Source organism: Tenacibaculum piscium (genome assembly GCF_021390755.1).
GTDB classification, from domain to species: Bacteria; Bacteroidota; Bacteroidia; order Flavobacteriales; family Flavobacteriaceae; genus Polaribacter; species Polaribacter piscius.
The window spans coordinates 74,905-100,485 of sequence record NZ_JAJGWR010000003.1 but is presented as its reverse complement, the minus strand read 5'-3'; the positions used below and the strand labels follow the sequence as shown (position 1 = coordinate 100,485).

23 protein-coding genes are annotated in these 25,581 nt (G+C 30.6%); 9 read left to right on the top strand and 14 right to left on the bottom strand.

The window, feature by feature from the left end:
* Window positions 1-27: 27 nt before the first annotated feature.
* Both L0U72_RS06645 and gcvP read right to left on the bottom strand, forming a co-directional pair.
* Complete coding sequence (locus tag L0U72_RS06645; protein WP_233898727.1) at window positions 28-1,308, bottom strand: esterase-like activity of phytase family protein; 1,281 nt, start codon at window positions 1,306-1,308, stop codon at window positions 28-30.
* Between the two features lie 198 nt (window positions 1,309-1,506).
* The gene (gene gcvP, locus L0U72_RS06640; protein ID WP_233898726.1) at window positions 1,507-4,362 is read right to left on the bottom strand and encodes an aminomethyl-transferring glycine dehydrogenase; all 2,856 of its coding nucleotides are present in this window, start codon (window positions 4,360-4,362) and stop codon (window positions 1,507-1,509) included.
* A gap of 130 nt (window positions 4,363-4,492) precedes the next feature.
* Here gcvP and L0U72_RS06635 point away from each other — a divergent pair, with 130 nt between their 5' ends.
* The 8 genes from L0U72_RS06635 (at window position 4,493) to L0U72_RS06600 (ending at window position 13,185) form a co-directional block, all read left to right on the top strand.
* Window positions 4,493-5,338 carry a hypothetical protein gene (locus tag L0U72_RS06635; protein WP_233898725.1) on the top strand — a complete coding sequence of 282 codons (846 nt, stop codon included), beginning with the start codon at window positions 4,493-4,495 and terminating at the stop codon, window positions 5,336-5,338.
* Window positions 5,339-5,444: 106 nt separating this feature from the next.
* Window positions 5,445-7,334 (top strand): phosphoglycerate dehydrogenase, encoded by a 1,890-nt coding sequence (gene serA, locus L0U72_RS06630; protein WP_233898724.1) that lies wholly within the window; start codon window positions 5,445-5,447, stop codon window positions 7,332-7,334.
* A gap of 220 nt (window positions 7,335-7,554) precedes the next feature.
* Complete coding sequence (locus L0U72_RS06625) at window positions 7,555-8,190, top strand: PAS domain-containing protein (RefSeq protein ID WP_233898723.1); 636 nt, start codon at window positions 7,555-7,557, stop codon at window positions 8,188-8,190.
* 89 nt (window positions 8,191-8,279) lie between these two features.
* Window positions 8,280-9,560: a kynureninase gene (gene kynU / locus L0U72_RS06620; RefSeq protein ID WP_233898722.1), complete on the top strand. Its 1,281-nt coding sequence runs from the start codon at window positions 8,280-8,282 to the stop codon at window positions 9,558-9,560.
* A gap of 91 nt (window positions 9,561-9,651) precedes the next feature.
* Window positions 9,652-11,046, top strand: coding sequence for an FAD-dependent oxidoreductase (locus L0U72_RS06615; protein WP_233897439.1), 1,395 nt, complete (start codon window positions 9,652-9,654; stop codon window positions 11,044-11,046).
* 118 nt (window positions 11,047-11,164) lie between these two features.
* Window positions 11,165-11,380 (top strand): DUF6500 family protein, encoded by a 216-nt coding sequence (locus L0U72_RS06610; RefSeq protein WP_233897440.1) that lies wholly within the window; start codon window positions 11,165-11,167, stop codon window positions 11,378-11,380.
* Window positions 11,381-11,535: 155 nt separating this feature from the next.
* Window positions 11,536-12,069, top strand: a complete 534-nt coding sequence (locus L0U72_RS06605; protein WP_233897441.1) for a 3-hydroxyanthranilate 3,4-dioxygenase — start codon at window positions 11,536-11,538, stop codon at window positions 12,067-12,069.
* A gap of 30 nt (window positions 12,070-12,099) precedes the next feature.
* On the top strand, window positions 12,100-13,185 hold the full coding sequence (locus L0U72_RS06600) for an amidohydrolase family protein (RefSeq protein WP_101916575.1): 1,086 nt from the start codon (window positions 12,100-12,102) through the stop codon (window positions 13,183-13,185).
* 93 nt (window positions 13,186-13,278) lie between these two features.
* Here the strand turns inward: L0U72_RS06600 and L0U72_RS06595 are convergent, their stop codons facing one another.
* The 10 genes from L0U72_RS06595 to rsfS form a co-directional block, all read right to left on the bottom strand.
* The gene (locus tag L0U72_RS06595; RefSeq protein WP_233898721.1) at window positions 13,279-14,628 is read right to left on the bottom strand and encodes a TolC family protein; all 1,350 of its coding nucleotides are present in this window, start codon (window positions 14,626-14,628) and stop codon (window positions 13,279-13,281) included.
* A 56-nt stretch (window positions 14,629-14,684) separates the two neighbouring features.
* Window positions 14,685-16,040, bottom strand: coding sequence for an HlyD family secretion protein (locus L0U72_RS06590; RefSeq protein WP_233898720.1), 1,356 nt, complete (start codon window positions 16,038-16,040; stop codon window positions 14,685-14,687).
* 13 nt (window positions 16,041-16,053) lie between these two features.
* Complete coding sequence (locus L0U72_RS06585; RefSeq protein WP_233898719.1) at window positions 16,054-17,715, bottom strand: peptidase domain-containing ABC transporter; 1,662 nt, start codon at window positions 17,713-17,715, stop codon at window positions 16,054-16,056.
* Complete coding sequence (locus L0U72_RS06580; protein WP_233883470.1) at window positions 17,705-18,388, bottom strand: TetR/AcrR family transcriptional regulator; 684 nt, start codon at window positions 18,386-18,388, stop codon at window positions 17,705-17,707. Before L0U72_RS06580 ends, L0U72_RS06585 begins: the two co-directional genes overlap by 11 nt.
* A 170-nt stretch (window positions 18,389-18,558) precedes the next feature.
* Complete coding sequence (locus L0U72_RS06575) at window positions 18,559-19,200, bottom strand: YceI family protein (RefSeq protein WP_233898718.1); 642 nt, start codon at window positions 19,198-19,200, stop codon at window positions 18,559-18,561.
* A 5-nt stretch (window positions 19,201-19,205) separates the two neighbouring features.
* The gene (locus L0U72_RS06570) at window positions 19,206-19,463 is read right to left on the bottom strand and encodes an acyl-CoA-binding protein (RefSeq protein ID WP_101916569.1); all 258 of its coding nucleotides are present in this window, start codon (window positions 19,461-19,463) and stop codon (window positions 19,206-19,208) included.
* 17 nt (window positions 19,464-19,480) lie between these two features.
* Window positions 19,481-20,284: a phosphatidate cytidylyltransferase gene (locus L0U72_RS06565; RefSeq protein ID WP_233897446.1), complete on the bottom strand. Its 804-nt coding sequence runs from the start codon at window positions 20,282-20,284 to the stop codon at window positions 19,481-19,483.
* 16 nt (window positions 20,285-20,300) lie between these two features.
* Window positions 20,301-20,891, bottom strand: a complete 591-nt coding sequence (locus L0U72_RS06560; protein ID WP_101916567.1) for a hypothetical protein — start codon at window positions 20,889-20,891, stop codon at window positions 20,301-20,303.
* A 45-nt stretch (window positions 20,892-20,936) separates the two neighbouring features.
* Window positions 20,937-22,889, bottom strand: a complete 1,953-nt coding sequence (ftsH, locus tag L0U72_RS06555; protein ID WP_233898717.1) for an ATP-dependent zinc metalloprotease FtsH — start codon at window positions 22,887-22,889, stop codon at window positions 20,937-20,939.
* Between the two features lie 25 nt (window positions 22,890-22,914).
* The gene (rsfS, locus tag L0U72_RS06550; protein ID WP_101916565.1) at window positions 22,915-23,283 is read right to left on the bottom strand and encodes a ribosome silencing factor; all 369 of its coding nucleotides are present in this window, start codon (window positions 23,281-23,283) and stop codon (window positions 22,915-22,917) included.
* Window positions 23,284-23,369: 86 nt separating this feature from the next.
* Between rsfS and L0U72_RS06545 the strand changes: the two genes are divergently transcribed.
* Window positions 23,370-24,131, top strand: coding sequence for a biotin--[acetyl-CoA-carboxylase] ligase (locus tag L0U72_RS06545; protein ID WP_233898716.1), 762 nt, complete (start codon window positions 23,370-23,372; stop codon window positions 24,129-24,131).
* 5 nt (window positions 24,132-24,136) lie between these two features.
* On the opposite strand, the gene L0U72_RS06540 is transcribed toward L0U72_RS06545, so the two are convergent.
* Window positions 24,137-24,526: an SRPBCC family protein gene (locus tag L0U72_RS06540; RefSeq protein ID WP_233898715.1), complete on the bottom strand. Its 390-nt coding sequence runs from the start codon at window positions 24,524-24,526 to the stop codon at window positions 24,137-24,139.
* A 17-nt stretch (window positions 24,527-24,543) separates the two neighbouring features.
* A complete protein-coding gene (pyrE, locus tag L0U72_RS06535) occupies window positions 24,544-25,194 on the bottom strand; it encodes an orotate phosphoribosyltransferase (RefSeq protein WP_193699774.1) in 651 nt (216 codons plus the stop codon).
* Between the last annotated feature and the right edge of the window lie 387 nt (window positions 25,195-25,581).

The window sequence follows — 25,581 nt, the reverse complement described above, 5'->3', positions numbered from 1 at the left end:
TTTTTAATTGAAATTTATTCTATCTTGTTAGAAATTAACAATGTATAATGTGTTACCATCAATATCTTTTTTTGTTTTATTAGATGGTAAATATTTTTGATTTAATTTATCTGTTCCAGTAACTGCAAAATCATCATCATTTAAAACACCAATAGTAGTAGGATTAATTAACCAAATTCCTTCTAATTTTTCATGAGGATAATCACCTAATTTCTGCACTAAATCTACTGCTAAACTTTTAGTAACAGGTTTTATATTTGCTTTTGATAATTCTTCCCAAGTATTTTCCTCTATTGTTTTACCATTTACAAGCATACCGTCTAAAGCGTTAAAATCATCTCCAGAAACGTCTGTTGCATTGCTAATATCTATTCTATAAATATGTTTTTGAGCAGTAGCGTCATTTCCTGTAAATAAACCATCACGCTCAACGATTAAAAACTCGGTATTATTTAATGCGACTATTTCAGAATTTGAATTTTTTGCTTTTTCTTGTTTTAATAAATATTGTTTTGTTTTGGCTGTTTCTAAATTAAAAGTTACAATTCTGGTGATTGTAAAATCGGCAACTTTTGCTTTTGATGGATTATATAAGGTAGATTGCATTATACCAACTAATGTTTTTTGATCAGGAGTAATTGCTAAACCTTCCATACCTCGGTTTGCCCAGCGTCTTTCAAAAACTGCGGGTAACTTTCGTTTTCCAGTTTCTACATTTACAGGACTGATTCGTTCTAGTTCTTTACCAGTAGCATCGAAATGAACGATATGCGGTCCGTATTCATCAGATACCCAAAATGTTCCATCTTTTAGAGCAACTAAACCTTCACTATCTAGCCCGTATCTATCGGTTTTTAAAATATTCTTTTTTAAATCATAAGGAATTTCTCCTGTAGTTCCATAGCCTTCAGGATTTGGTCGTCCACTGATAACTGTTCCTGTTGGGTCTTTAAATAGAATTTCTTTAATCATTTCAACTTTACCATTATCATTGAGTTTAAAATGACCTATTCGTGGTGTATAATCAGGAGTTGGGAATATTTTTCCGCCTTTAGTTTTTAAATTTGCACCTCTATCAGTTAAAGCATAAAATTCTCCTTGATTGCTTGGATGAGCAGTTGCTGCAGAACCAAAACCTCCATTTCTAATTTCTACATTATCAACTGTTTTTAAAACATTATAGGGTAATTTAGCACCTAAGTTTGTTAGTTCAGGGATTTGATATTCTTTAGCGTCATCATTATTACAAGATGAAATTGCTATGGCAGCAAAAACACACAATGCTGTTTTACTAATATTAGTTTTCATTTTTGGTTTGGTTTATTTTGAGTGAGCAAAACTATAGCAGAGAGTTGAGGTATGTGTTTTTAATAGGTTATTTGAATATTAATTATTTTTGATTTAATTACTTTTTAATAACATTATATTGCTAAAATAATAAAGCTAAAAAAACCTCACTGATTTAGTGAGGTTTTTTATTTTTATTGATATTTTTTTGATGAAATTTTAAGCTTCTTCGTCCATATAATCTTCAATAGGATTACAAGAACAGATTAAATTTCTATCTCCATAAGCGTCATCAACTCTACGAACAGATGGCCAAAACTTATTATCAGCAATATATGCTAATGGAAATGCTGCTTGTTTTCTAGAATATGGTAATGTCCATTGGTCTGAAGTTAGCATTTCTTGTGTATGTGGTGCATTTTTCAGTGTATTGTTAGGCTCTTCTTTGGTAGCACTTTCAATTTCTTTTCTGATAGCAATCATAGCATCACAGAAACGGTCTAATTCAGCAACATTTTCAGATTCTGTAGGTTCAATCATCATAGTTCCACCTACAGGGAAAGAAACTGTTGGTGCGTGAAAACCGTAATCCATCAAACGTTTTGCGATATCAACCACTTCGATTCCGTTTTGTTTAAAATCTCTACAATCGATAATCATTTCGTGTGCAGCTCTATTCATTTCTCCTGAATATAACGTTTCGTAATGACCATGTAAACGCTCTTTAATATAATTGGCGTTTAATATAGCATTTTTTGTAGAATCTGTTACTCCTTTAGCACCTAACATGGTGATGTATCCATAAGAAATTAAACAGACTAAAGCAGAACCCCAAGGAGCTGCAGAAACTGCGGTAATGGCATTTTCTCCTCCAGTTTGGATTAATGGATTACTTGGTAAAAATGGTACTAATTGTGGTGCTACACAAATTGGTCCAACACCAGGTCCACCACCTCCGTGAGGAATAGCGAATGTTTTATGTAGATTTAAGTGACAAACATCAGCTCCAATAGTTGCTGGATTTGTTAATCCAACTTGCGCATTCATATTGGCACCGTCCATATAAACTTGCCCGCCATTATCATGAATAATTTGGGTAATTTCTTTAATCGCTCTCTCGTACACTCCATGTGTTGATGGATAGGTTACCATTAAAGCAGCTAAATTATCTTTATGTTTTTCGGCTTTTGCACGTAAATCAGCTACGTCAATATTTCCTTTTTCATCGGTTTTGGTAACCACCACTTTCATACCAGCCATTATTGCTGATGCTGGGTTTGTTCCGTGTGCCGATGCTGGAATTAAACAAATATTTCTATGAGCATCATCATTTGCTTTATGATATTCACGAATTACCATTAATCCAGTAAATTCTCCTTGTGCTCCAGAATTTGGTTGTAAAGAAGTTCCTGCAAAACCAGTAATAACGTTTAATTGTTCTTCTAGGTTTTTTAATACTGTTTGATATCCTTCTGCTTGGTTTAACGGCACAAATGGATGAATATTTCCCCATTGTGGATTACTTAAAGGAAGCATTTCTGAAGCTGCATTTAACTTCATGGTACAAGACCCTAAAGAAATCATCGAATGATTTAAGGCTAAATCTTTACGTTCTAATTTTTTAATATAACGCATCATTTCAGTTTCTGATTGATACGTATTAAACACGTCATTTTCTAAGAAAGAAGTATTTCTTTGAGTATTTTCGGTGATAACATCAACAGAAGTAAGCGTTGTAACTGGGGTATTTTTGATGTTAAAAGCTGTTGCAAAACAAGCAATAATTGCATTGATTTCTTTTAAACTAACGGTTTCGTTTATCGAAATAGAAACGTTATTAGCATCAATATAATTAAAGTTGATATTATTTGCTTCAGCGACAGGACGTAAAACAGCCGTTTCTGCTTCTATTAAAATAGTATCGAAATATGCCTTATTTTTTTGTTTGAAACCTAGTTTTTCTAAAGCAGTTGCTACAGTATTTGCTGAAGTATGTGTAGTGTCAGCAATATATTGCAATCCATCTTTTCCATGATATACAGCATACATTCCTGCCATTACCGCTAATAAAACTTGTGCAGTACAAATATTAGAAGTCGCTTTTTCACGTTTAATATGTTGTTCACGAGTTTGTAAAGCCATACGTAAGGCACGACCACCATCAGCATCTTTAGTGATACCAATTACACGACCAGGAAGACTACGTTTGTAGGCTTCTTTGGTAGCGAAATAACCAGCGTGAGGACCTCCATAACCTAACGGGATTCCAAAACGTTGTGTAGTTCCTACGACTACAGAAGCTCCAAATTCAGCAGGGGCTTTTAATTTTACTAATGATAAAATATCGGCAGCTACGGCTACTTTAATATTTTTATCAGTACAGTTGGCAACGAAATCAGTATAATCACAAACTTGTCCGTATTTTCCTGGATATTGAACAATAGCTCCGAAAAATTCTTCTGAAAAATCAAATTCTTCATGGTTTCCAACAACTAATTCAATTCCGATAGGCGTTGAACGTGTTTGTAAAACAGCCAATGTTTGCGGTAAAATATCTTCAGAAACGAAAAATTTACATACGTTCGCTTTTTTCTGAGTACGTTCACGTACGTCAAATAATAACGCCATTGCTTCAGCAGCAGCAGTTGATTCGTCTAATAAAGAAGCGTTTGCAAGTTCCATACCTGTTAAATCGCAAACCATCGTTTGAAAATTCAACAAAGCCTCTAAACGTCCTTGTGCAATTTCTGCTTGATAAGGCGTGTAGGCAGTGTACCAGCTTGGGTTTTCTAAAATATTACGTTGAATAACGCTCGGCACAATTGCTTCGTTATATCCTAAACCGATGTAACTTTTAAAAACGCTATTTTTAGCACCTAATTCGTTAATATGATTTAAATATTCATATTCGCTCATTGCAGGATCTAAATCTAACTCGTCTTTAAGGCGAATATCATCAGGAATAGTTTCAAAAATTAATTGATCTATACTATCAGCGTTGATAGTTTCTAACATTTTCTCTTGACCTTTTGAATTAGGACCAATATGTCTTAATTGAAATGAATTTGTGTTCATCCTGTGTTGTTTATTTTTAGTAGCTCAAAAATAACAAAAAAGACTAATTTTTTCGGTATATTTTTGGTATAAAATTGATATTTTATTAACTAAATGTATCCTATTTGAACATAAAAACTATTTTTGTGTTATGAATTTTATAAAAAAATTGCTTGATTTTTACATAAATTCGAGTATTCACGTGAGTTTAGCGGTATATTCTTTTGCTCGAATAACAGTATTTTATACTGATTTATCTTTTCATAAATTATTTAATGACTCTTTGTATTTTTTTCTTTTTTTCGCAACAATTACAGGGTATAATTTTGTAAAATATTCGGGTGTTGCCAAATTACAGCATCGAGGTTTACCAATATCTTTAAAAATAATTCAACTTTTTTCGTTGTGTTCTTTTTTGCTGATGTGTTTTTATGCAAGTAAATTAAGGGTAAATACGTTGTTGTTATTGATTCCTTTGGGAATATTAACGTTTTTATATGCCGTTCCTTTTTTAAGCGGATTTCAGAAAAATTTGCGAAGTATTGGCTATTTAAAAATAGGAATTGTTGCTTTAGTTTGGACGGGAGCAACCGTATTTTTGCCTCTTTTTGATGCTGATATTTTAAGCAATCCTATAAAAGATACAAATCATATAAAGTATTATTTAATAGGATTACAGCGATTTTTATTGGTAATCGTTTTAATTTTACCGTTTGATATTCGAGATGTTCAATATGATGCAATTTCTTTGCAAACAATTCCGAAGAAAATAGGCGTTAAAAAAACCAAAAAATTAGGTTATTTTTTATTGATACTTTGTTTGTTTCTTGAATTTATAATAACACCAAATCCTGATTTTAAAAAAGTTTTTTTACTGATTTTTGCTGTTATTTTAATTTTATTGATGCGTTCTTCGGAAAAACAATCGAAATATTATGCCTCATTTTTTGTGGAATCAATTCCTATAATTTGGTGGCTAATTTTACTGTTTTTTTAGTTTGATAATCTTTGAATTTTAATAAAAAATAAAAATCTTTTTTAAATAGTGCTTGCTTGTTTAATATCCTTTGTATTTTTGGGTATCAACCCTTAAATAAAATGCTATGACACCAAAAAGAAGTTTTGTTTTCGATTTTGATAGTACGCTCACAAAAGTAGAAGCATTAGATGTTTTAGCAGAAATCAGCTTACTAGGAAACCCGAAGAAAGAAGCCATTATTGCTGAAATTATAGCAATAACAACTCAAGGAATTGACGGCGAAATATCCTTTACCGAATCCTTACAAAAACGCATTGATTTATTAAAAGCTACAAAATCAGATTTGCCTTTATTGATAAAAGAATTAGAACAAAAAGTTTCTCGTTCAATTGCTGATAATAAAGCTTTTTTTAAAGATTTTTCTGATGATATCTATGTAATATCCGCAGGTTTTAAAGAATTTATAATTCCGATTGTTGCTCCATATAATATTCCTGCTGAAAGAGTTTTTGCCAATACTTTTGAGTTTGATCAAAATGATGTAATTATAGGTTTTGATACTCAAAATCCGTTATCTAAACACAACGGAAAAATTGACTGCTTAAAAAACTTAAATTTAGCTGGTGAAATTCAAGTAATCGGTGACGGTTATAGCGATGCGGTAACCAAAAAAGCAGGCGTTGCCGATACTTTTTTTGCCTATACTGAAAATGTATCAAGAGTAAAAACAATTGAAAATGCCGATCATATTACGCCTAATTTAGATGAATTTTTATACCTAAACGATTTGCCAAGAAATATATCATATCCAAAGAACAGAATTAAAATTTTATTATTAGAAAACGTACATTCGGACGCTTTTACAAAATTAACAGCCGATGGTTTTTCCGTGGAAACGCTTTCAAAAAGTTTATCCGAAGAAGAATTAATTGAAAAGTTAAAAGATGTGCACGTTTTAGGAATCCGCTCGAAAACGCAGGTTACTAAAAAAGTAATCGAATCGGCAGAAAAATTAATGGTCGTTTCGGCATTTTGTATCGGAACAAAACAAATTGATTTAGAGGCTTGTAAAGAAAATGGCGTAGTCGTTTTTAACGCGCCTTACAGCAATACTCGTTCGGTTGTTGAATTGGCAATTGGTGAAATTATTATGTTAATGCGTAGCGTTTTTCAACGAAGTACAGAACTTCACAACGGACAATGGAATAAAACTGCCCAAGGTTCTAAAGAAGTTCGTGGTAAGAAATTAGGAATTGTAGGCTATGGAAATATCGGAAAACAATTGTCTGTTTTAGCGGAAGCACTCGGAATGGACGTGTATTATTATGATGTTGAAGATACCTTAGCCTTAGGAAATGCAAAAAGAATAAGTACGTTAAAAGAATTATTAAATATTTCAGATGTGATAACCTTGCATGTTGATGATAACATAGCCAATAAAAATTATATCGGTGAAGCAGAAATTGCTCAAATGAAAGATGGCGTTCATTTAGTGAATTTATCAAGAGGTTTTGTCGTGGATATTCAGGCGTTAGTCGCTGGTTTGAAATCAGGGAAAATTGCAGGAACAGCGATTGATGTTTATCCTGAAGAACCTCGAAAAAATGGTGATTTTTATACCGAATTAAAAGGCTTAAATAATGTAATTTTAACGCCTCATATTGGTGGAAGCACCGAGGAAGCTCAAAAAGATATTGCCGATTTTGTACCAAGTAAAATAATGGCATATATAAATTCTGGAAATACCGTAGATGCCGTAAATTTCCCTAATATACGATTGCCACATCAAAATAATGCGCACCGTTTTTTGCATATTCATAAAAATGTGTCGGGCGTAATGGCGAAAATCAATAAAGTTTTGGCAAAATATGATTTGAATATTACAGGACAATATTTATCAACAGATGAAAAAGTAGGCTATGTAATTACCGATGTAAATAAAATATATGATGAAGAAGTTATCGAAAAATTGCGAAAAATAAAAGGAACTATCAAATTTCGAATTTTATATTAAATGCCTATTTTAAATTTTAGTCAAAAGAACTCGAATTTATTATAAGTTACTTGAATTCACAATTTTGTTAAACTATTGCTTAGTCTTAAATTTATATTATTGAATAATATATTATTTTTTTATATTGAAAAACAGTATCTTAAGGTTTTTAATTTATGATATATATCATAAATTTTGTGTTTGTCCAGTTTTATATTTGTCACCAAAAAAATTAGGAAAAATGAGCGAAATATCAAGAAAACCAAAATTACCCTCACCAACTCCTGTTGATAGAGAAGTGAAATTACATGAAGATACAATCCTTATTAGTATTACCGATAAAAAAGGAGTCATTGAATATTGTAATGAAGATTTTGTAACTTCATCAGGATATGAAGAATTTGAGCTAGTAGGAGCAGGACATAATATTGTTCGACATCCTGATATGCCTAGGGTTATTTTTAAGATGATGTGGGAGCGTTTACAAGAAGGTAAAAATATGATTGCCGTAGTTAAAAATATGGCGAAATCAGGAAAATATTACTGGGTCGTAACCGATTTTACCGTTAAAAAAGATGCCAAAGATGAGGTGTTAAGTTATAAAGGAATTCGAAGGTTAGCACCCAAAAAAGCGATTGAAGAAGTAATTCCTTTATACAAAAAACTAAAAGACATTGAAGATGTAAAGGGAATGGAAGCTTCTCTGAAATTTTTAAATGGTTTTTTAGATACGAAAGAACTAGATTACGATCATTATATAGAAAGTTTAGTTTCAGGAAGTATGGATTTATCAAAAGAAAAAAATGGCAAACCATTAGAGAAAAAAGTTGGTGCATTTTTTAACTGGTTTTTCTTTGCTGAAAAAAGACCTTTTTAAGGAATTTTAACTTAAAATAAATATATGCTACTTAATAAATGAAAAATGATTGTTTTATCTTTGGAAAACAATCATTTTTTTCTATTTAGATGAAGTATCAAAACACATTAGACTACGCAAAACAACAAGATAAAGAAGATACATTAGCACATTTACGCAATCAATTTCATATTCCGAAAGATAAAAACGGGAACGATTGGTTATATTTTACAGGAAATTCCCTCGGATTACAGCCAAAACAAACTCAAAAATATATTCAAAATGAATTAGACGATTGGGCAAAATATGGCGTAGAAGGTCATTTTGAAGGAGAAACTCCTTGGTTGCCGTATCATGAGTTTTTAACCGAAAATATGGCGAAAATAGTCGGTGCAAAACCTATAGAAGTTGTTGTTATGAATACTTTAACAACTAATTTGCATTTGCTGATGGTGTCTTTTTATCAGCCTACGAAAAAGAAATATAAAATTGTAATAGAATCTGACGCTTTTCCTTCGGATAGATACGCCGTACAATCGCAATTAAATTTTCATGGTTTTGATGCCGAAGATGGTTTAATTGAATGGAAGCCAAGAAAAGGCGAAGAATTATTAAATATTGAAGATTTAGAAACAATTATTGCTGAACAAGGCGATGAAATCGCATTATTATTAATTGGCGGTGTAAATTATTACACAGGACAATATTTAGATTTAAAGCGAATTGCTGAAATAGGACATTCAAAAGAGTGTTTTGTCGGAATTGATTTAGCACACGGCGCAGGAAATATTTCCCCTGAATTACACGATTCAGGCGTAGATTTTGCCGCTTGGTGTACTTATAAATACTTAAATTCAGGACCGGGAAGTTTAGGCGGATTATTTGTCCACGAAAAACACGCCACTAATAAAGAGTTACCTCGTTTTGCAGGTTGGTGGAATCATAATAAAGAAACCCGCTTTAATATGCGTCAACCTTTTGATGTAATGGCTGGTGCTGAGGGTTGGCAATTATCGAATCCTCCAATATTATCAATGGCAGCCATTAAAGCTTCTTTAGATATGTTTGCTGAGGTAGGAATGGAGGCTTTACGAGAAAAATCAGAAAAATTAACTGGATATTTTGAGTTTTTAATCAATAATTTAATTGAAGAGTTAAATTCTGAGGATATTAAAATTATTACGCCTTCAAATCCAAAAGAAAGAGGCTGTCAATTATCTATTCAAGTTAAAAATGCTGATAAAAGTCTGCATAAAAAACTAACCGAAAATAATATTATTACCGATTGGCGTGAACCTGATGTTATCCGTTGCGCACCAACGCCAATGTATAATTCTTTTGAAGATGTTTATAAAATGGTAGGTATTTTAAAAGGATTGTTATCAAAATAATTAAAAAATATTGAAGAAATAACACTGGATATGGATGCGATTCTGAAATAAATTCAGAATGACGAAGCGGAAAATAAAAAGAAGCATAAAAATGAATAAAAAAGACAATATATTAATAATAGGTGCAGGTTTATGCGGAAGCTTATTAGCTTTACGATTGGCACAAAGAGGGTTTAAGGTTGCTGTTTATGAAAGTAGACCAGATTTAAGAACTGTTGATATTTCAGCGGGTCGTTCTATAAACTTAGCATTATCAGACCGTGGATTTAAAGCCTTGCGTTTAGCAGGTGTTGCCGAAAAAGCTCGTGAAATTTGTATTCCTATGTACGGAAGATTGATTCATGATATTGAAGGAAATACATTTTCATCAAATTATTCGGGTAGAGATAATGAGTGTATCAACTCCATTTCTCGTGGCGATTTAAACGCTATTTTATTAACAGAAGCCGAAAAACACGAAAATGTAAGCATTCATTTTAATAAAAAATGTACATCTGTAGATATAGAAAATACAATAGCAAACTTTAAAGATTATCATACAAAAGAAGAATTTTCGGTAAATGCTGAGGTGATTTTTGGTACTGATGGCGCGGGTTCTGTTTTACGTAAAAGCTATTATTTAGCGCATAAATTTCTGTTTAGTTATTCACAAAATTATTTATCACACGGATATAAAGAGTTAGAAATTCCTGCGGATAAACAAGGAAATCATCAAATAAGTAATGCGCATTTGCATATTTGGCCTCGTGGGGCATATATGTTAATTGCATTGCCAAATATGGATGGCAGTTTTACAGTTACGCTGTTTTTAAGTTATAATGAAGGAAAATATAATTTCAATAATTTAATATCCGAAGAAAAAATAACTGCCTTTTTTGAAACACAATTTCCTGATGCGTTAAAATTAATTCCGAATATTAAAGAAGAATTTTTAAATAATCCGACAGGAGCATTGGGAACGGTAAAATGTTCTCCTTGGCATTATCAAAATAAAACGATTTTATTAGGAGATGCAGCACACGCAATTGTACCCTTTTACGGGCAAGGAATGAATGCTTCTTTTGAAGATATTACCATTTTTGATGCTGTTTTAGAAGAAGATTTAGGCGATTGGGAAACGGTGTTTAAAACTTACGAAAAAGCAAGAAAACAAGATACCGATGCTATTGCCGATTTGGCGCTTGATAATTTTCAGGAAATGAAAAATCATGTAGCGAATCCGTTATTTAAAGAGAAAAGAATATTGGAAATGGCGTTGGAAAAGGAATTTCCTGAGGAATATTTTTCGAAATATTCGATGGTTACTTTTAAAGACGATATTCCGTATGCAGTAGCCATGAAAAAAGGACGCGCCCAAGATAAAGCCTTGTTAAATTTGGTAGCAGATGCTGATTTTAAACAAACAGATAATTTACGTAATCTTCTTAAAAAAGTACAAGAAGAAACGAACGAAATTTTAAAAGAAGATGAGGTTGCTGGTTTGTGATAGTTTTTTAAAACCTGTAAAGTATAAGTCTGGTCACGAGCAAGATACTCGCGATAGCTGTAGTAGAGTGATTTTTACCATAAAATTTAACAGTTTCTAAATAAATAACAGACTAAAAATGACATACGAAATAAAACAAAAAATTATTGAAGTTTGTGATGATAAAATTGCTAAAAAAGGTGCAAATGTAGGATTATCTTTTTACGCGTTTTTTAAAAATAAAAATGAGAATCCGAAGTTGTTAATGCAGGTGGCAACTTGGTGGATTCAAACGCATCAATTAAATCATTTTGAAAAAGCTATCAAAATTAAAGCAATGATTGAAAATGAATAATTAGTTGTTTTTCTGATTGTTGGTTTATTCAAAATTATACATAAAAACGAAATTTGCGTTAGGGATTGCAGCGGCATCCTTTTTATAAAATTTTTCTTTTATAAAAAGATATAGCGGAAAGCCCGACCTTTAGGGAACGCCCAAAATATATACATATGAATTTAGTACAGCCTTTAAATTTTAAAAAGTGGATTGATGAAAACCGTCATTTATTAAAACCGCCTGTTGGAAATAAACAAGTGTGGGATAATGGCGAATATATTGTAATGGTTGTTGGAGGTCCGAATAATAGAAAGGATTATCATTATAATGAAACTCCTGAATTTTTTCATCAGATAGAAGGCGATATGATTTTGAAAATTATCGACCAAAATGGAAAAATGATTGATGTCGAAATTAAGGAAGGCGATATTTATTTATTGCCTGCTAAAGTGCCGCATTCGCCTCAACGCACTGAAAATACTGTTGGTTTAGTGATTGAATATCCTCGTTCAAAAGAAATGTTAGATGCCTTAGAATGGTATTGTGAAAATTGTGGAAATCAGTTATACCGAGAGGAATTTGCCTTGAAAAATATTGAAACTGATATGCCTGTTATTTTTGATAATTATTATTCTGATATTCAAAAATGTACCTGTACTAATTGTGGAACAATTATGAATCCTCCGAATAAAATTAAGAATATTTAAGAATTTTTTTAAAAAAATATTAAATAAAAGATGGAAAAACGTAAACTACGCATAAACGGACATTCTCATTTATTGCCTTATCCAGAACAAATTCCTGATTTTATGAAGGAAAAAGAAATTTTTTGGGTCGATGATGAGCGTAAACATATGTTACAAAAAGGTTGGAAACGACCTGTAACAGATTCTAGTTTTTTCTTAGATGAGAAATTACGTTGGATGGAAAAAAATAAGCTTGACCATGCGGTGGTTTTAAATTTATCGCAATTATATGGTAACGGATTGCGTTTGGAAGAAATGAAAAAAGCTTTGCGTTTTCAGAATGATTTTAACGCAAAAGTACAACACGATCATCCTGATAAATTCACCTGTGGTTTTGTGGTGCATCCAGGTTTTATTTACGGTGCTTTGTATGAAATGGAACGTTGTGTGGAAGAATTAGGTTTAAAAGTTTTATGCTTACCAACGCATTTTATGGATTCGATAGGGCAGTGGCGTTGTGTTTTTGATAAAGAAAATGACCGTATTTTTGAACTTGCCGATAAGTATAAATTAGCCATTGAAATTCATCCGTATGATGGCGATAAAATGATAAAATTAGAAAATACTAATTGGCGTTTTCATTTAATTTGGATGTTGGCACAATGTGGTGATGCGTATCATTTTTATACGTTAAACGGAATGCAGGAGCGTTTTAAAAATATCAGAACCTGTTTTGCACACGGCGGACAATTGGCACAAATGAATTTAGGGCGTAGAATTCAAGGTTTTGATGGTCGTCCTGATTTATTTGAAGGAAAAACGCATCCTAGAAAAGCGGTTGGGCATCCAAATATTTTCTTTGATACGCTCGTGCATGATACCGATTCGTTAAAATTAATGATTGACCGACAAGGTTCTAATCAAATTATTATGGGCTTGGATGACCCGTATCCGTTAGGAGAAATGGAAAATGATGCGCAATCTTCGTATCCAGGGAAATTATTAGATTTAGCGATGGATAGAGATATTATTAATCAAAAACAATATAACGAAATTTGGGAAGATAATACCTTACGTTGGTTATTTGGTGATGATGAAAAAGCAAAACAAGATTTAATTACAAAAATTTTAGGCTAATTTTTCAAACTATTTTATAATATCTTGAAAAAAAATCGCTTTATAACAAGAAATATGAACTTGTAATAAAGCGATTTTTATATAAATTATCTTTTAGATATTCGTTAATTTCCCTAATAATTTAAGTAGCTTACTTTTTGTTTTAGCGTATTCATATTCATTTTTGATGGCTTTTAAATTCGTTTCAATCAGTTTAACCTCTCTATAATTTATTAAAAATAACGAGCTTTCACCTAACGAAAATTTTCGTTCTTCACTTTTAACAATTCGTTTGTAATTATTCACTAAGTTTTTTAAGATATTGTGTTGTTTTTGATACGATACAATTTCTTGCTTGGTAGCTTTAATTTTATTTTGCAAAATTATTTTTGTTGATGAAATTTCAAAATCTAAATCTTGTAATTTTATTTTTGCAATTTTTAAATCACCTCTAGATTTTCTTAAAAATAACGGCACACTAACTTGCAACGAGTTTTTATAATTTGAAGCGTTAAAAGAATCAAAATTATGTACTTCTGATGATAATAAATTATACTGAAAATCTATTTTTGGTAATAAGTTATTTATTTTTAATCGTTTATTTATCTGTAAATTATTCTTTTTTAAGCCTAATAATTTTAACTTCGGATGTTGTTCTAAATCATTTTCATCTATTTTATTGAAATCATTTTCGACTATTTTTAATAATTTATCAATCTTAGAAAATGTTGCGATATCAGGAATCATGTTGTTTTTTAATTCCATTGGAATATTATTATTAATCCACAAATAATTCGAAAAAGCTACTTTTGATTTTAAGTGTTTAATACGTGCTTTTTCTAAATCTAATTTTCTATTTTCTAAGTTGATACTTGTTTCTAAAGTATCTACAGCGGCTTTATCACCTGCTTTAAAATTTTTAATAACATTATGGTGTCTTATCGTTGCATTGGCATAATAATTTTGAAACACGCTATATTGTTGATAATATTGTGTCCAATTTAAGTATGCCGAAATAGCATCAAACAAAATAGTATTAACTAATAATTGTTGTTCTAATTTACTTTGTTTGGTGTAAATTTTGGCTTTTTTTAAGGTAGCCATTCTTTTATTGATAAATAAATTTTTAGCCAACGAAACAGAAACACCTACATTATATAAGCCATTTTTAGGTGTTTTATATTGAGGATTTAAATACTTTCCTGAATTATTTTCATAACTAGCTTTTAGCTCAATTCCATACCAAGTAGGAATTTTAAAAGATGAAACTAATGTTTTATAATACTCGGTATTTTTAAAGTTTTTATTGCTGTAATCAACTTCAATTTTAGGATCAAAACCACCTCTGGCTTTTAATAATTTTGCTTGATTTGTATTAACAATAAGTTTTGCCTGCTTTATAATAGGATGATATTTTTTAACATATCCTAGACTTTCCTCTAAAGAAATAGTGTTGTTAGGCATGTTTTGAGAAAAGGAAACGAAACTTATAAATAGATATAAAAAGGATATATTTTTCATTATTTCTTTTTCTTAGAATCGGTTTCTTTTGTGTTTGGCTGATAGAAATTAGGTGGAAAACTATTAATTTGTCGCCATAATTCATACCAAATAGGCACATTTTCTAACAGTGCAATTGTTTTTGCTCCCGAACCAACTCTAATGGCTTTTGGCCATGGTTGTTCATCGTTATCAGGAACAATCAAGGCTCTATATTTTCCATTACTGCTAATAAAATTTTCGACTGTAATAATTTTAGCTTCATAAGTTCCTGATGACATATTAGGCCAGCCACTAAAAACAATTGCTGGCCAACCATCAAACTGAACACGTACTTTTTCGTGAGTATGTATCAACGGCAAATCGATTGGTTTTATATACATTTCTACTGCCAAATCGTATACAGCAGGCATAATGTTTATTAACTGTTCACCTTCTTTAAAAGTTTCTCCAATTCCCGATTTTATTGCTTTATTTATATACCCATCAAGCGGAGCGGTAATGTATAATAAAGAACTTCGTTTGTTATAATTAGCTAAATTTGTTTGTAGTTTTGATACTTGTACTTCAGTTTCATACGCGCCAGATTCAGCACTATATAAACTACTTTGTGCTTTGGATAATTTATCGGTATAAGTCGCGATTATTCCCGAAATAGCTAATTGTGCATTGATACTATTATTTTTAGAAGTTAACAGTTTATTTTTTTGAGAAATAACTTTAGCTGAAAATTCTTGAAGTTTTGCACTTTTTTCTTCCACATCTTTAGTGGCCTTTAAACCTTCTTGTTGTAGGGTAAAAGTTCTTTCATATTGAATTTTTGCTATTTTTTGCTTTAAAATAACGGTTTCTAAGTCAATACTATCGGTTTTAACTTTTAAGTAAGCTTGTTGTAATTTGTTTTTTGCTTGTTCCGATTTTAATTGTTGTTCGTTTCTTATCGCTGAAATTTGCCTTTTTAAAGCACTTATTTTATTTTGATATGATTTTCCAGAAAGACTTTTAGAATTTAATTGATTTCCTGTTCTTTCAGCAAGTTTTGCATCGAAATAATCACTTTTTACTTCGGATATTCTTAAAATAGTATCGCCTTTTTTTACAAAATCACCTTCTTGGACAAACCACTGTTCAATTCTTCCAGGAATTTGAGATTGCAAGGTTTGCGGACGTTGATTCGGTTTTAACGTCGTAACATTACCTGTACTAGAAACATTTTGAGTCCAAGGTAAAAATAGCGTGATAAATAGTACTATAAAAAAGAATAGTAAAAACTTTCTAAATAATTTGTGATGTTCTTTTTTAAATATTTTTTTTCCTGATTTAAAATTACTCAAATCAATTTGATTAGAAACAGTATTATTTGATATATGTAACATTATCTCTGTTGCTTTATTTATTAATGATTTTACCTTTATGCAGTGTAATTTTTTTAGTACATTTTTCTTCCCATTTGTCGTTACTGCTTACAATAATTAAGCTCCATTTTTGGGAAGGATTTGTAATAAAATCGATAATTTTGTTGGCTTCTTTTTTTTCTAATTGATCTAAAGGATCTTCTAAAATTAAAAGTTTTGGTTTTTTGATAATCGCTCTTGCTAGAATAATTTTTTTAGAAATGGTATAGCCAATATGTTTTCCTTCAGGTTTTAGTTGGGTTTCTAAGCCATTTTCTTGATATTTTAAAAAATCGGTTAATCCAACAATGTCGAAAACAGTATAAATTTCATCATCTGAAATTGTAATATCTCCAAAAGTTACATTTTCTCGGATGCTTCCTTCAAACGGATTTTCTTCGGATAATGACATTCCTAAATACGCTCTATAATTATTAATTTGTAGGCTTTTTATGGATAAATCATTCACGAAAATATTTCCAGCGGTAGGGGTTGTAATTCCTGCGATAAGCTGTATTAAGCTCGATTTTCCAGCGCCACTTTCTCCTTGAATTAAGATTCTATCATTGGGTTCGATATGGAATGAAATATCTTTTAAGATGGGTTTTTCTTTCTCAAAAATGGTGTATGAAATATTTTGAATTTCAATTTTGAAAGGTTTGGTGTCGCTGACAGTACTTCCTTGTTGATTCTCGATGGGTTTATCGATAACTTGTCCTAATTTTTCAATAGAAGTAAGCACATCATAAAAGGATTCTAAGCCTAAAATTAATTTTTCCACAGAACTTATTATCAATAAAATAATTATTTCAGAGGCAACAAATTGTCCAATATTCATTTTTTGATTTAAGACTAAAAAACCGCCCATCAATAATAAACCAGCGGTAACAATCACTTTAAAACTAATCATTTGAATATATTGAACGATTAATATTTTAAAATGACTGTCTCTTGATTTTAAATAATCACTCACTAAATCATCGCTTTTATCTAGGGCAAGTGTTGTTTTTCCTGCTACTTTAAAACTGATAATTGTTCTTGCGATTTCTTGCAACCAATGCGCTACTTTATACTTATTTTTAGATTCATTTAAGCTTGTTTCTAAGCCAATTTTAGCAGTATATTTAAATACAAGATAAATCAATAAGAGTAATAAAAATCCGAATAAAATAAAAAAGGTATGATAAAAAGAGAGTAATACTAGTGCAAAAATTATCTGTAAAAAAGCTGATGGAACATCAATTAAAATTTTTGAAATCCCTTTTTGAATCGTTAGCGTATCAAAAAAACGATTGGCTAATTCAGGCGGATAATAATTTCGTAATTCGCTCATTTTTATTTTAGGAAATCGATAACTAAGTTCTAAGGAAGCTCTTGTAAAAATTCGTTGTTGTATGGTTTCAATAATTCTAATTTGCATAAATTTTAAAACACCACTAAAAGCGACACCACCCGTAACGAGTATTACAAGCACTACCCAAGAAGCCGAAATTTCAGCCGCTTGTAGTAAATTGATAATTGCTTGTATCCCTAAAGGAAGCGATAAAGCTACAATTCCTTCAAAAACAGCGTAGTAAGATATTTGTAAAATATCTTTTTTCTCTAAAGTTAAGAGTCCTAAAAACCGTTGCCAAGGAGTTAAGGTTTTATTTTCCATTATTTGAAAGGATATTAAGCGTTACATCAATAAAAAAAGAAGTGGGAGAAATAGTGTCATTACAATTGGTCAGCGATTTAAAATGTTGTTTTATAAATTGTTGATGCAATGCGCCTTCAATCACTGTACTTGCTAAGGTTAGCGGGTGTTTATAAGTGCTATTATAATTGATTATTATAGCAGCTAAGCGTTTTACAACTTCTTTATATAATTTAAAAAAACCTTCTTTATTTTCGGCATCTACTTCTTTTGTTGAATATGATTTGGAGTTTTCATTAATCACAATTGAGTTTAATAAAACCTCATTAATGTGCGTAAAATTATTATCTTGCTCGGTTGTTTTGGTGAGTATTTTAATGGCTTTTATTAATTTTTCTTCAGGATTATGAATGCTATACGTTTCTATAACTAATTGATATTGTATCCATCCCCAATACCACGAAGTTAAATAGACGAGTAATTTGTGTTTGCTTTCGAAATATCTATAAATAGAACTTTCGTTCGAGCCGATTAAAGTGCCTAATTTTTTAAAATTGAAGCTTTCAAAACCGATTTCTTCGATTAATTTGATACTATTTTCTATAATTCTTTTTCCTAAATCGGATGTTTCAGGATCTTTAATATAGATTCCTACAGGGATTTCAATTTTAATATTTGATAGAAAATTCTTCATAAGTGAAAATTATATTCGCAAATATAATAGTAATACTATTATATTTAGGTGTTTTTGTACTTATTTTTTATGATTTTATATTTTCTGATGAAAAAAAAGCCTTAGATAATAAATCCAAGGCTTTTTAGTGTGCTATTTTAAATTCTTTTTTTATTGAAATTTAGTCAAGATTATTTAAAGGTAGAAGTGATGTTTATTGCTACATCGTCCCAAGTTTTAGAAACGCCATCATCTCCTTTGTGTAAATCTTTACAAGCTTCATTTAAAGAAGCTAATGCTTTTTGAGCATTCCAATCCGAGATTTTTAAAGTTCCCTTTAAGTTAAAGGTTTTTTGGTTGATAGTATACGTAAAAGGAAGTTTTTTAGTTACAGTATTCATTGTGATATCTGCATATCCAATCGAATCATTTTCAAGAATTAATTTTCCAGAAAGTAATTTGGTATTATCCATAACTGCGAAAAAGAATTTTTTAATTTTAAAATCTCTGCTAGTTTCTTTGGTGAAAATACTGCTTACAGGAATTGAAAATTCGGCATTATTGATGGCTTCTTTCACGGTATTACCAGTACCATTTTTGGTGATATCTACTTTTTGAAACACACCAGTAACGGGTTTTTTTTCGGTTGTTTTGTAGGCTGTCCAGTTTATTTTGGAATCGGCATCTTGTAAAGAAAAGGCAGTTTTTTTAGCTTTTTTTTCAGTGTTGTTTTCGTTAACTGAGTTTTCTTTTTTTGATGTAGCATCAGATTTACAAGAAGCAAAATTAGTAATTGCAACAAATACGAATAAAGAATAAATGATTTTTTTCATGATAATTATTTTATAATTGAATTAACTAAATTAATATATTCTTGTTTTGCTTGTTTTTCGTTCATTCCTTTTAGTTGAATCCAAGCATTGAATTTAAAAGCATTTCTTAAATTGTCATTAGAATCATAGGTGAATTTATCTCCTTTTATTGCTTGTTTGTAGTAACTATACAATCGAAGCATGGTATCAGGAGGCAATTTACCTTTAAAATCAGAGGCTTTTTTATAAGCTTTTTCAAATTGACGGTCTAAATCATTTACCATAAAAATAAGGTATATAATTATATAATATAATGTAGGTATAAATATACGAAGGGCGCAAGAAAAAACAAACTATCAAGTCGATCTAATAATCCACCGTGTCCAGGCATGATTTTTCCGCTATCTTTTACGTTTGCTTGTCGTTTAAATTTTGATTCGACTAAATCGCCGAGCGAACCAAAAACAGCCACAATAATTGCGATTAGTATCCAATTTAAAATTGAAAAAGAATTGGGATATTCTCCAAATTTTCCAATTAAAAAACCTGCTAAAACGGCAAATAATAATCCGCCAATAAAACCTTCAATTGTTTTTTTAGGCGATACTGATTCAAATAATTTATGTTTTCCGAAATTTTTACCAACGATAAAAGCAAAGCTATCATTAGTCCAAATCATCAAAATAATATAAATAATAATAGTTGGATGATAGGTATTTTCGATAAAAGGTAATTTTATTAAAAAATAAAAAGGCAGTATTAAATAAATTAGATGTAAAAATATTTTTTGGAGGCTATTATTTGTTTTGATAACTTTTGTACTGATTAAATAATAGAGTAGTCCTAGCAAACTGGCAAAAGAAAATCCTATTAAAAAGCCATTGAAATCCGAAGGTATTTTAACGACAGACGCATATATGAATAAGGCTAAAATCAGATAAGGAAGTATGTTTTTTAACTGCAGTATTCTTGAGAATTCAAAAACGCAGATGGTCGAAAAAATAGCGATTAATGCGATATAAGATTCTGCTGAAAAAAGGATTGCAGCAATAAAAATTATCGCATACACAAGTCCTGAAATACTTCTTACTATAATGTTTCGCATAGTTTATAAGTGTTCTTTATAAATCTTCAAAGAGAAGTAGGTATAAATTTTTGGAGTTACTGTTACCATAACTTAAAAAACTTCCGTCTTCAACTTCTATTTTATAATTTGTTGTTGAGCAAATATTTGTAGGGATATTTCCGCTAAATTGTGTTTTGATACCCGTTAATCCCTCGCTCATATTTTTTGCTAATTGGCTAGTGGTGGCATACACAATAAAATCTTCTGAGTGAGAAGGTAATTTTTCACTACCTAACTGATTTGAAGAAAATAAAATATCACCATTACTTGCTATTAAATGTTCGCAGGTTGTGAAAAAGGGAACTGTTTTGGCTGTTTTTTCCTGAGTATTGATTCCTATTTTTTGGGTTATTTTCAGTAAATTAAAATCGGAACAGCTAATTGTGTACCAATTATTTTCTTGTAAAATTTGAATTAAATTCATAGATACTTCATCGATAGAAGTACAATACAAAAATTTACCACCTTTATTGATAAAATTATGCACAAAGGAATCATCTAGCGACAAATTAACTTCCTGTTGGTTGGTTAATTCATCGCTAGATGGTTTTTTAAATGAGTTATATATTTTCTTAAAAAAATTCATCTAATTCATCAGATAATTCAAATAAAAATAATTTTTAAAAATTGATTAAAGATCTTTCAGATCTCTACTTTCTTTATTTTCTTTTATTTCCTTAGTTTCTTTAATTTCAAAAGGTCTTTCGCCAAATATTTTTTCTAAATCGGCTTTAAACATTACTTCTTTTTCAAGTAAAAGTGCTGCTAATTGGCTAAGTTTATCTTTGTGTTGCGTTAAAAGATCGATGGCTCTTTGATATTGAATTTCAATCATTTTAGAGATTTCTTCATCAATAACTTTAGCGGTATCATCACTATAAGGTTTTACAAAAGAGTCATTTCCAGATGAATCATAATAGGTAATATTACCGACTCTTTCATTTAAACCATACACGGTAACCATTGCACGTGCTTGTTTGGTTACTTTTTCCAAATCACTTAAAGCTCCTGTTGAAATTTTATTAAAGATTAATTTTTCAGCAGCTCTACCACCCATGGTAGCACACATTTCGTCTAGCATTTGATCTGTTTGCACAATTTTTCGTTCTTCAGGAAGATACCAAGCAGCACCTAACGATTGCCCACGAGGAACGATAGTTACTTTTACTAAGGGGGCTGCATGTTCTAACATCCAGCTAACGGTAGCGTGACCTGCTTCATGAAAAGCAATAACTTCTTTTTCTTTAGGAGTGATTACTTTATTTTTCTTTTCTAAACCACCAACAATTCTATCAACGGCATCTAAGAAATCTTGATGTTCAATAGCTTCTTTATTGTTTCTAGCGGCAATTAAAGCAGCTTCGTTACATAAATTTGCAATATCAGCTCCAGAAAAACCAGGAGTTTGTTGTGCTAATAATTCCAAATCAGCATTTTTAGCTAATTTTAAGGGTTTGATATGTACTTCAAAAATCTCTCTACGTTCGTGTAAATCTGGTAAATCTACATAAATTTGACGGTCAAAACGACCTGCACGCATTAAGGCACTATCTAATACATCGGCACGGTTTGTGGCTGCTAAAACAATAACATTAGTATCAGTTCCAAAACCATCCATTTCTGTTAAAAGCTGATTTAACGTGTTTTCACGTTCATCATTTCCGCCAGTCATATTATTTTTTCCTCTAGCACGACCAATAGCATCAATTTCGTCAATAAATATAATTGATGGTGATTTTTCTTGTGCTTTTTTAAATAAATCTCTTACACGAGAAGCTCCAACACCTACGAACATTTCAACAAAATCAGAACCAGATAAAGAGAAGAAAGGAACACCAGCTTCACCAGCTACGGCTTTTGCTAATAATGTTTTTCCTGTTCCAGGAGGTCCTACTAATAAGGCTCCTTTAGGAATTTTCCCTCCTAATTTAGTGTATTTTTCAGGAGTTTTTAAGAAATCTACAATTTCTTGAATTTCTTCTTTAGCACCTTCCAAACCAGCGACATCTTTAAAGCTTGTTTTTACTTTGGTGTTTTCGTCAAAAAGTTTTGCTTTTGATTTACCAATGTTAAAAATTTGACTACCGCCACCAGCACCTCCAGCGCCACCACCAGACATTTTTTTCATAAAGAAAATCCAAATACCAATCAATAAAATAAAAGGTAAGAAATCAAACAAGGTGGTTATTAAACTTGTTGCTTCTACATTTTTTCTATCAAAATCGAGATTTTTATCGGCTTTTTCTTTTTTGATTTCATTTTCGAAATTTTGTAAATCTCCAAAATTATAGGTGTATAACGGCGCTCCTTTTCTATAAAAAGGAGACGTTGTTATTTTTTTATGTGCTTCTTTTTTTTCAGCTTCCGCTTTTAAGAAAATTTGAGCGACATTATTATTTTCAATAACGATTTTTTGAATATCGTTTTGTTGTAATATTTTATTAAACTCGTTTTTTGAAATATTACGAGTTCCTAAATTACTCGAATTTAAAAAACTCAATCCTATTAGGATTACTAATATCGGAACGTATATCCAAAATGAATTAAACGTAAATTTTGGAGCATTTTTTTTCTTATCACTCATAAACAATGGTCTAAACTATTAAGAACTATAATGTATTAATTTCTGTAATTTTAGCATCACCCCAAAGACTTTCAATATCATAATAATCACGTATTTGTTTTTGAAAAACATGAACAACAACGTGTACATAATCCATTAAAACCCATTCAGAATTTGTTTGTCCTTCAATATGCCAAGGTTTATCTTTAAGTTCTTTACTTACCATTTTCTGTACAGAACCAGAAATTGCACTTACTTGTGTGTTTGAATTTCCTGAGCAGATTATAAAATAATCGCAAACAGTGTTTTCTATTTCTCTTAAATCTAGTAATTGGATGTGTTCTCCTTTTACCTCTTCAATCCCTTTTATAATCACAGCAATTAAATCGTCTGTGCTTGCTTGTTTTTTAGTCATCAAAAAAATTATATTTTTAGCAAAGTTATTATATTTTTGCGAGTATTATGCTTAATATTAGCACTTGTTTTATTCACAAAACTTATATGAAAATAATCAAACTTAATGCCATTGATTCTACCAATTCTTTTTTGAAGGATATGGCATCAAAAGTAGCGCTTGATAATCTTACGGTCGTTGTTGCAAAAAAGCAAACCGCAGGGAGAGGACAACGGAATACTCGCTGGAATTCACAAGCAGGTAAAGCACTTACTTTCAGTGTTTACACTAAGTTTGATGATTTTCTTGTAGCCGATTATAAGTATTTAAATTATGCTGTTTCTTTAGCCGTTTATCAGGCGATTAATACCTTTAATCTATCGAGATTGACAATAAAATGGCCGAACGACATTTTGTCAGAAAACAAAAAAATAGCAGGTATTTTAATTGAAAATTCTTTAATTACCGATAAAATTAATACCGCTATAATAGGAATTGGTGTTAATGTGAATCAAAATAAATTCCCTAAAGATTTACCAAATGCGTCATCTATCAAAAAAATGTTAGCTAAAAAACAAGTTATTAATCCTGATATTGATAACAATATTGACCTTGATTTCTTATTAGATAAAATCTTAGTAAGTCTAGCGAAAAAGTTAGAAATCTTACATCAAAAAGAATATCAACTTTTAGAAAATGACTATTTGAGTGTTTTGTACAAAAAAAATGTTCCGAGTATGTTTAAAACAACTCAGAACACTTTATTTATGGGTAAAATTATCGGAGTTTCGAAAATAGGAAACCTTCAAATTGAATTAGAAAACGAAACGATTCAAGAATTTGGAATTAAAGAAGTTTCATTTGCTTAATTAGTTTATAATTTTGAAATATTTTCTGTTAAGGTATCAATAAATTTTGTTAATGGTTTTTTAACCATCATTGCCATCATCGGATTGAAATCACCATTGAAATTTAAAACAACCTCACTTTCATTTTCAGAAATTTTACAAATATCAGAAGATAAAGTAAACGGTAATTTGCTACTTGCAGCTCCTAAAGTAATGTTTGAATATTCGGTTTTTTCTTTCATGACCAATCTTATTTCTGGCATCCCTTTTAATCCGAAAATAAAACTATCACCATCAACTTCAAATTTTTGAGTGTTTTCTGGCATTAGTTGCTCAAAGTTTTCTAATTTTAATAGAAAATCAAAAATTTCTTTAGTAGATTTTTTTACAATTACTTTGTTTCCTTCAATAGTCATATTCTTTATATTTGGTCTTATTTTTCATTTTGTTTCCACTCGCTAGGAGCAGCTCTCCATTCTTCCAACATTGTTCGCTCTTCACTGGTGATATATTTACTATCCAATGCTTGTTCGAGTAAATATTTATAGTTACTCAATGTGGTAAGTGATACGTTGTTATTTTTGAAGTTTTCATCAGCAATAGCAAATCCATACGAAAAAATAGCAATCATACCTTTAACGGTTGCATTGGCTTCTTTTAATGCTTTTACAGCATTTAAACTGCTCGTTCCTGTGCTGATTAAATCTTCAATAACTACTACGTTTTGTCCACTTTCTAAATGTCCTTCAATTTGATTTTTACGTCCATGTTTTTTAGGCTCAGGACGAACATATATAAAAGGAACACCTAATTCTTGAGCAACCAAAATACCAATGGCAATCGCACCAGTAGCAACACCTGCAATAACATCTGGCTTGCCGTGCTTTTCGATAACTAATTTAGCTATTTGCTCTTTTAAAAAATTTCTAACAGGTACGTAAGATAACGTAATTCTGTTATCGCAATAAATTGGTGATTTCCAACCAGAAGCCCAAGTAAATGGTGCTTTTGGGCTTAATTTAATCGCCTTTATTTGTAGCAGAAGTTCTGCTGTTCTTTTTGCTGTATCTTTGTTCAAATCCATAACACAAATGTATAATTTTTTTGTTAATGATAACTAAATTTTTTTACAACGACACTAAAAATAAATTAAAAATTAGCCGTTATTTTTGTTAAAATACATTCTTACAATCTCTTATTTAAAGAGATAATAATTTATTAACATCCATAATTAGTTGAAATTAAAAGCATTTCTGTAAATTAGAGACATCTAAAATTATAGCAATAATCTTAAAAAATCATCAGAAGATAATTAGACCATAATCAAGAAATAAGAAGCTACATCAAAAATAAGTTGAGAAAATAAATTAAAAATAATGACATAATGTCATTTATTACAGTTCGTAATGTGGCTAATACGATAAATTTTCTGCCAAAATAAAAGTTATAGCTTGTTGGCACACACTTTGAC

Coding starts and splice junctions, on each gene's coding strand:
- L0U72_RS06645 (WP_233898727.1), bottom strand. CDS start 1,308: ATGAAAACTAATATTAGTAAAACAGCATTGTGTGTTTTTGCTGCCATA.
- gcvP (WP_233898726.1), bottom strand. CDS start 4,362: ATGAACACAAATTCATTTCAATTAAGACATATTGGTCCTAATTCAAAA.
- L0U72_RS06635 (WP_233898725.1), top strand. CDS start 4,493: ATGAATTTTATAAAAAAATTGCTTGATTTTTACATAAATTCGAGTATT.
- serA (WP_233898724.1), top strand. CDS start 5,445: ATGACACCAAAAAGAAGTTTTGTTTTCGATTTTGATAGTACGCTCACA.
- L0U72_RS06625 (WP_233898723.1), top strand. CDS start 7,555: ATGAGCGAAATATCAAGAAAACCAAAATTACCCTCACCAACTCCTGTT.
- kynU (WP_233898722.1), top strand. CDS start 8,280: ATGAAGTATCAAAACACATTAGACTACGCAAAACAACAAGATAAAGAA.
- L0U72_RS06615 (WP_233897439.1), top strand. CDS start 9,652: ATGAATAAAAAAGACAATATATTAATAATAGGTGCAGGTTTATGCGGA.
- L0U72_RS06610 (WP_233897440.1), top strand. CDS start 11,165: ATGACATACGAAATAAAACAAAAAATTATTGAAGTTTGTGATGATAAA.
- L0U72_RS06605 (WP_233897441.1), top strand. CDS start 11,536: ATGAATTTAGTACAGCCTTTAAATTTTAAAAAGTGGATTGATGAAAAC.
- L0U72_RS06600 (WP_101916575.1), top strand. CDS start 12,100: ATGGAAAAACGTAAACTACGCATAAACGGACATTCTCATTTATTGCCT.
- L0U72_RS06595 (WP_233898721.1), bottom strand. CDS start 14,628: ATGCCTAACAACACTATTTCTTTAGAGGAAAGTCTAGGATATGTTAAA.
- L0U72_RS06590 (WP_233898720.1), bottom strand. CDS start 16,040: ATGTTACATATATCAAATAATACTGTTTCTAATCAAATTGATTTGAGT.
- L0U72_RS06585 (WP_233898719.1), bottom strand. CDS start 17,715: ATGGAAAATAAAACCTTAACTCCTTGGCAACGGTTTTTAGGACTCTTA.
- L0U72_RS06580 (WP_233883470.1), bottom strand. CDS start 18,388: ATGAAGAATTTTCTATCAAATATTAAAATTGAAATCCCTGTAGGAATC.
- L0U72_RS06575 (WP_233898718.1), bottom strand. CDS start 19,200: ATGAAAAAAATCATTTATTCTTTATTCGTATTTGTTGCAATTACTAAT.
- L0U72_RS06570 (WP_101916569.1), bottom strand. CDS start 19,463: ATGGTAAATGATTTAGACCGTCAATTTGAAAAAGCTTATAAAAAAGCC.
- L0U72_RS06565 (WP_233897446.1), bottom strand. CDS start 20,284: ATGCGAAACATTATAGTAAGAAGTATTTCAGGACTTGTGTATGCGATA.
- L0U72_RS06560 (WP_101916567.1), bottom strand. CDS start 20,891: ATGAATTTTTTTAAGAAAATATATAACTCATTTAAAAAACCATCTAGC.
- ftsH (WP_233898717.1), bottom strand. CDS start 22,889: ATGAGTGATAAGAAAAAAAATGCTCCAAAATTTACGTTTAATTCATTT.
- rsfS (WP_101916565.1), bottom strand. CDS start 23,283: ATGACTAAAAAACAAGCAAGCACAGACGATTTAATTGCTGTGATTATA.
- L0U72_RS06545 (WP_233898716.1), top strand. CDS start 23,370: ATGAAAATAATCAAACTTAATGCCATTGATTCTACCAATTCTTTTTTG.
- L0U72_RS06540 (WP_233898715.1), bottom strand. CDS start 24,526: ATGACTATTGAAGGAAACAAAGTAATTGTAAAAAAATCTACTAAAGAA.
- pyrE (WP_193699774.1), bottom strand. CDS start 25,194: ATGGATTTGAACAAAGATACAGCAAAAAGAACAGCAGAACTTCTGCTA.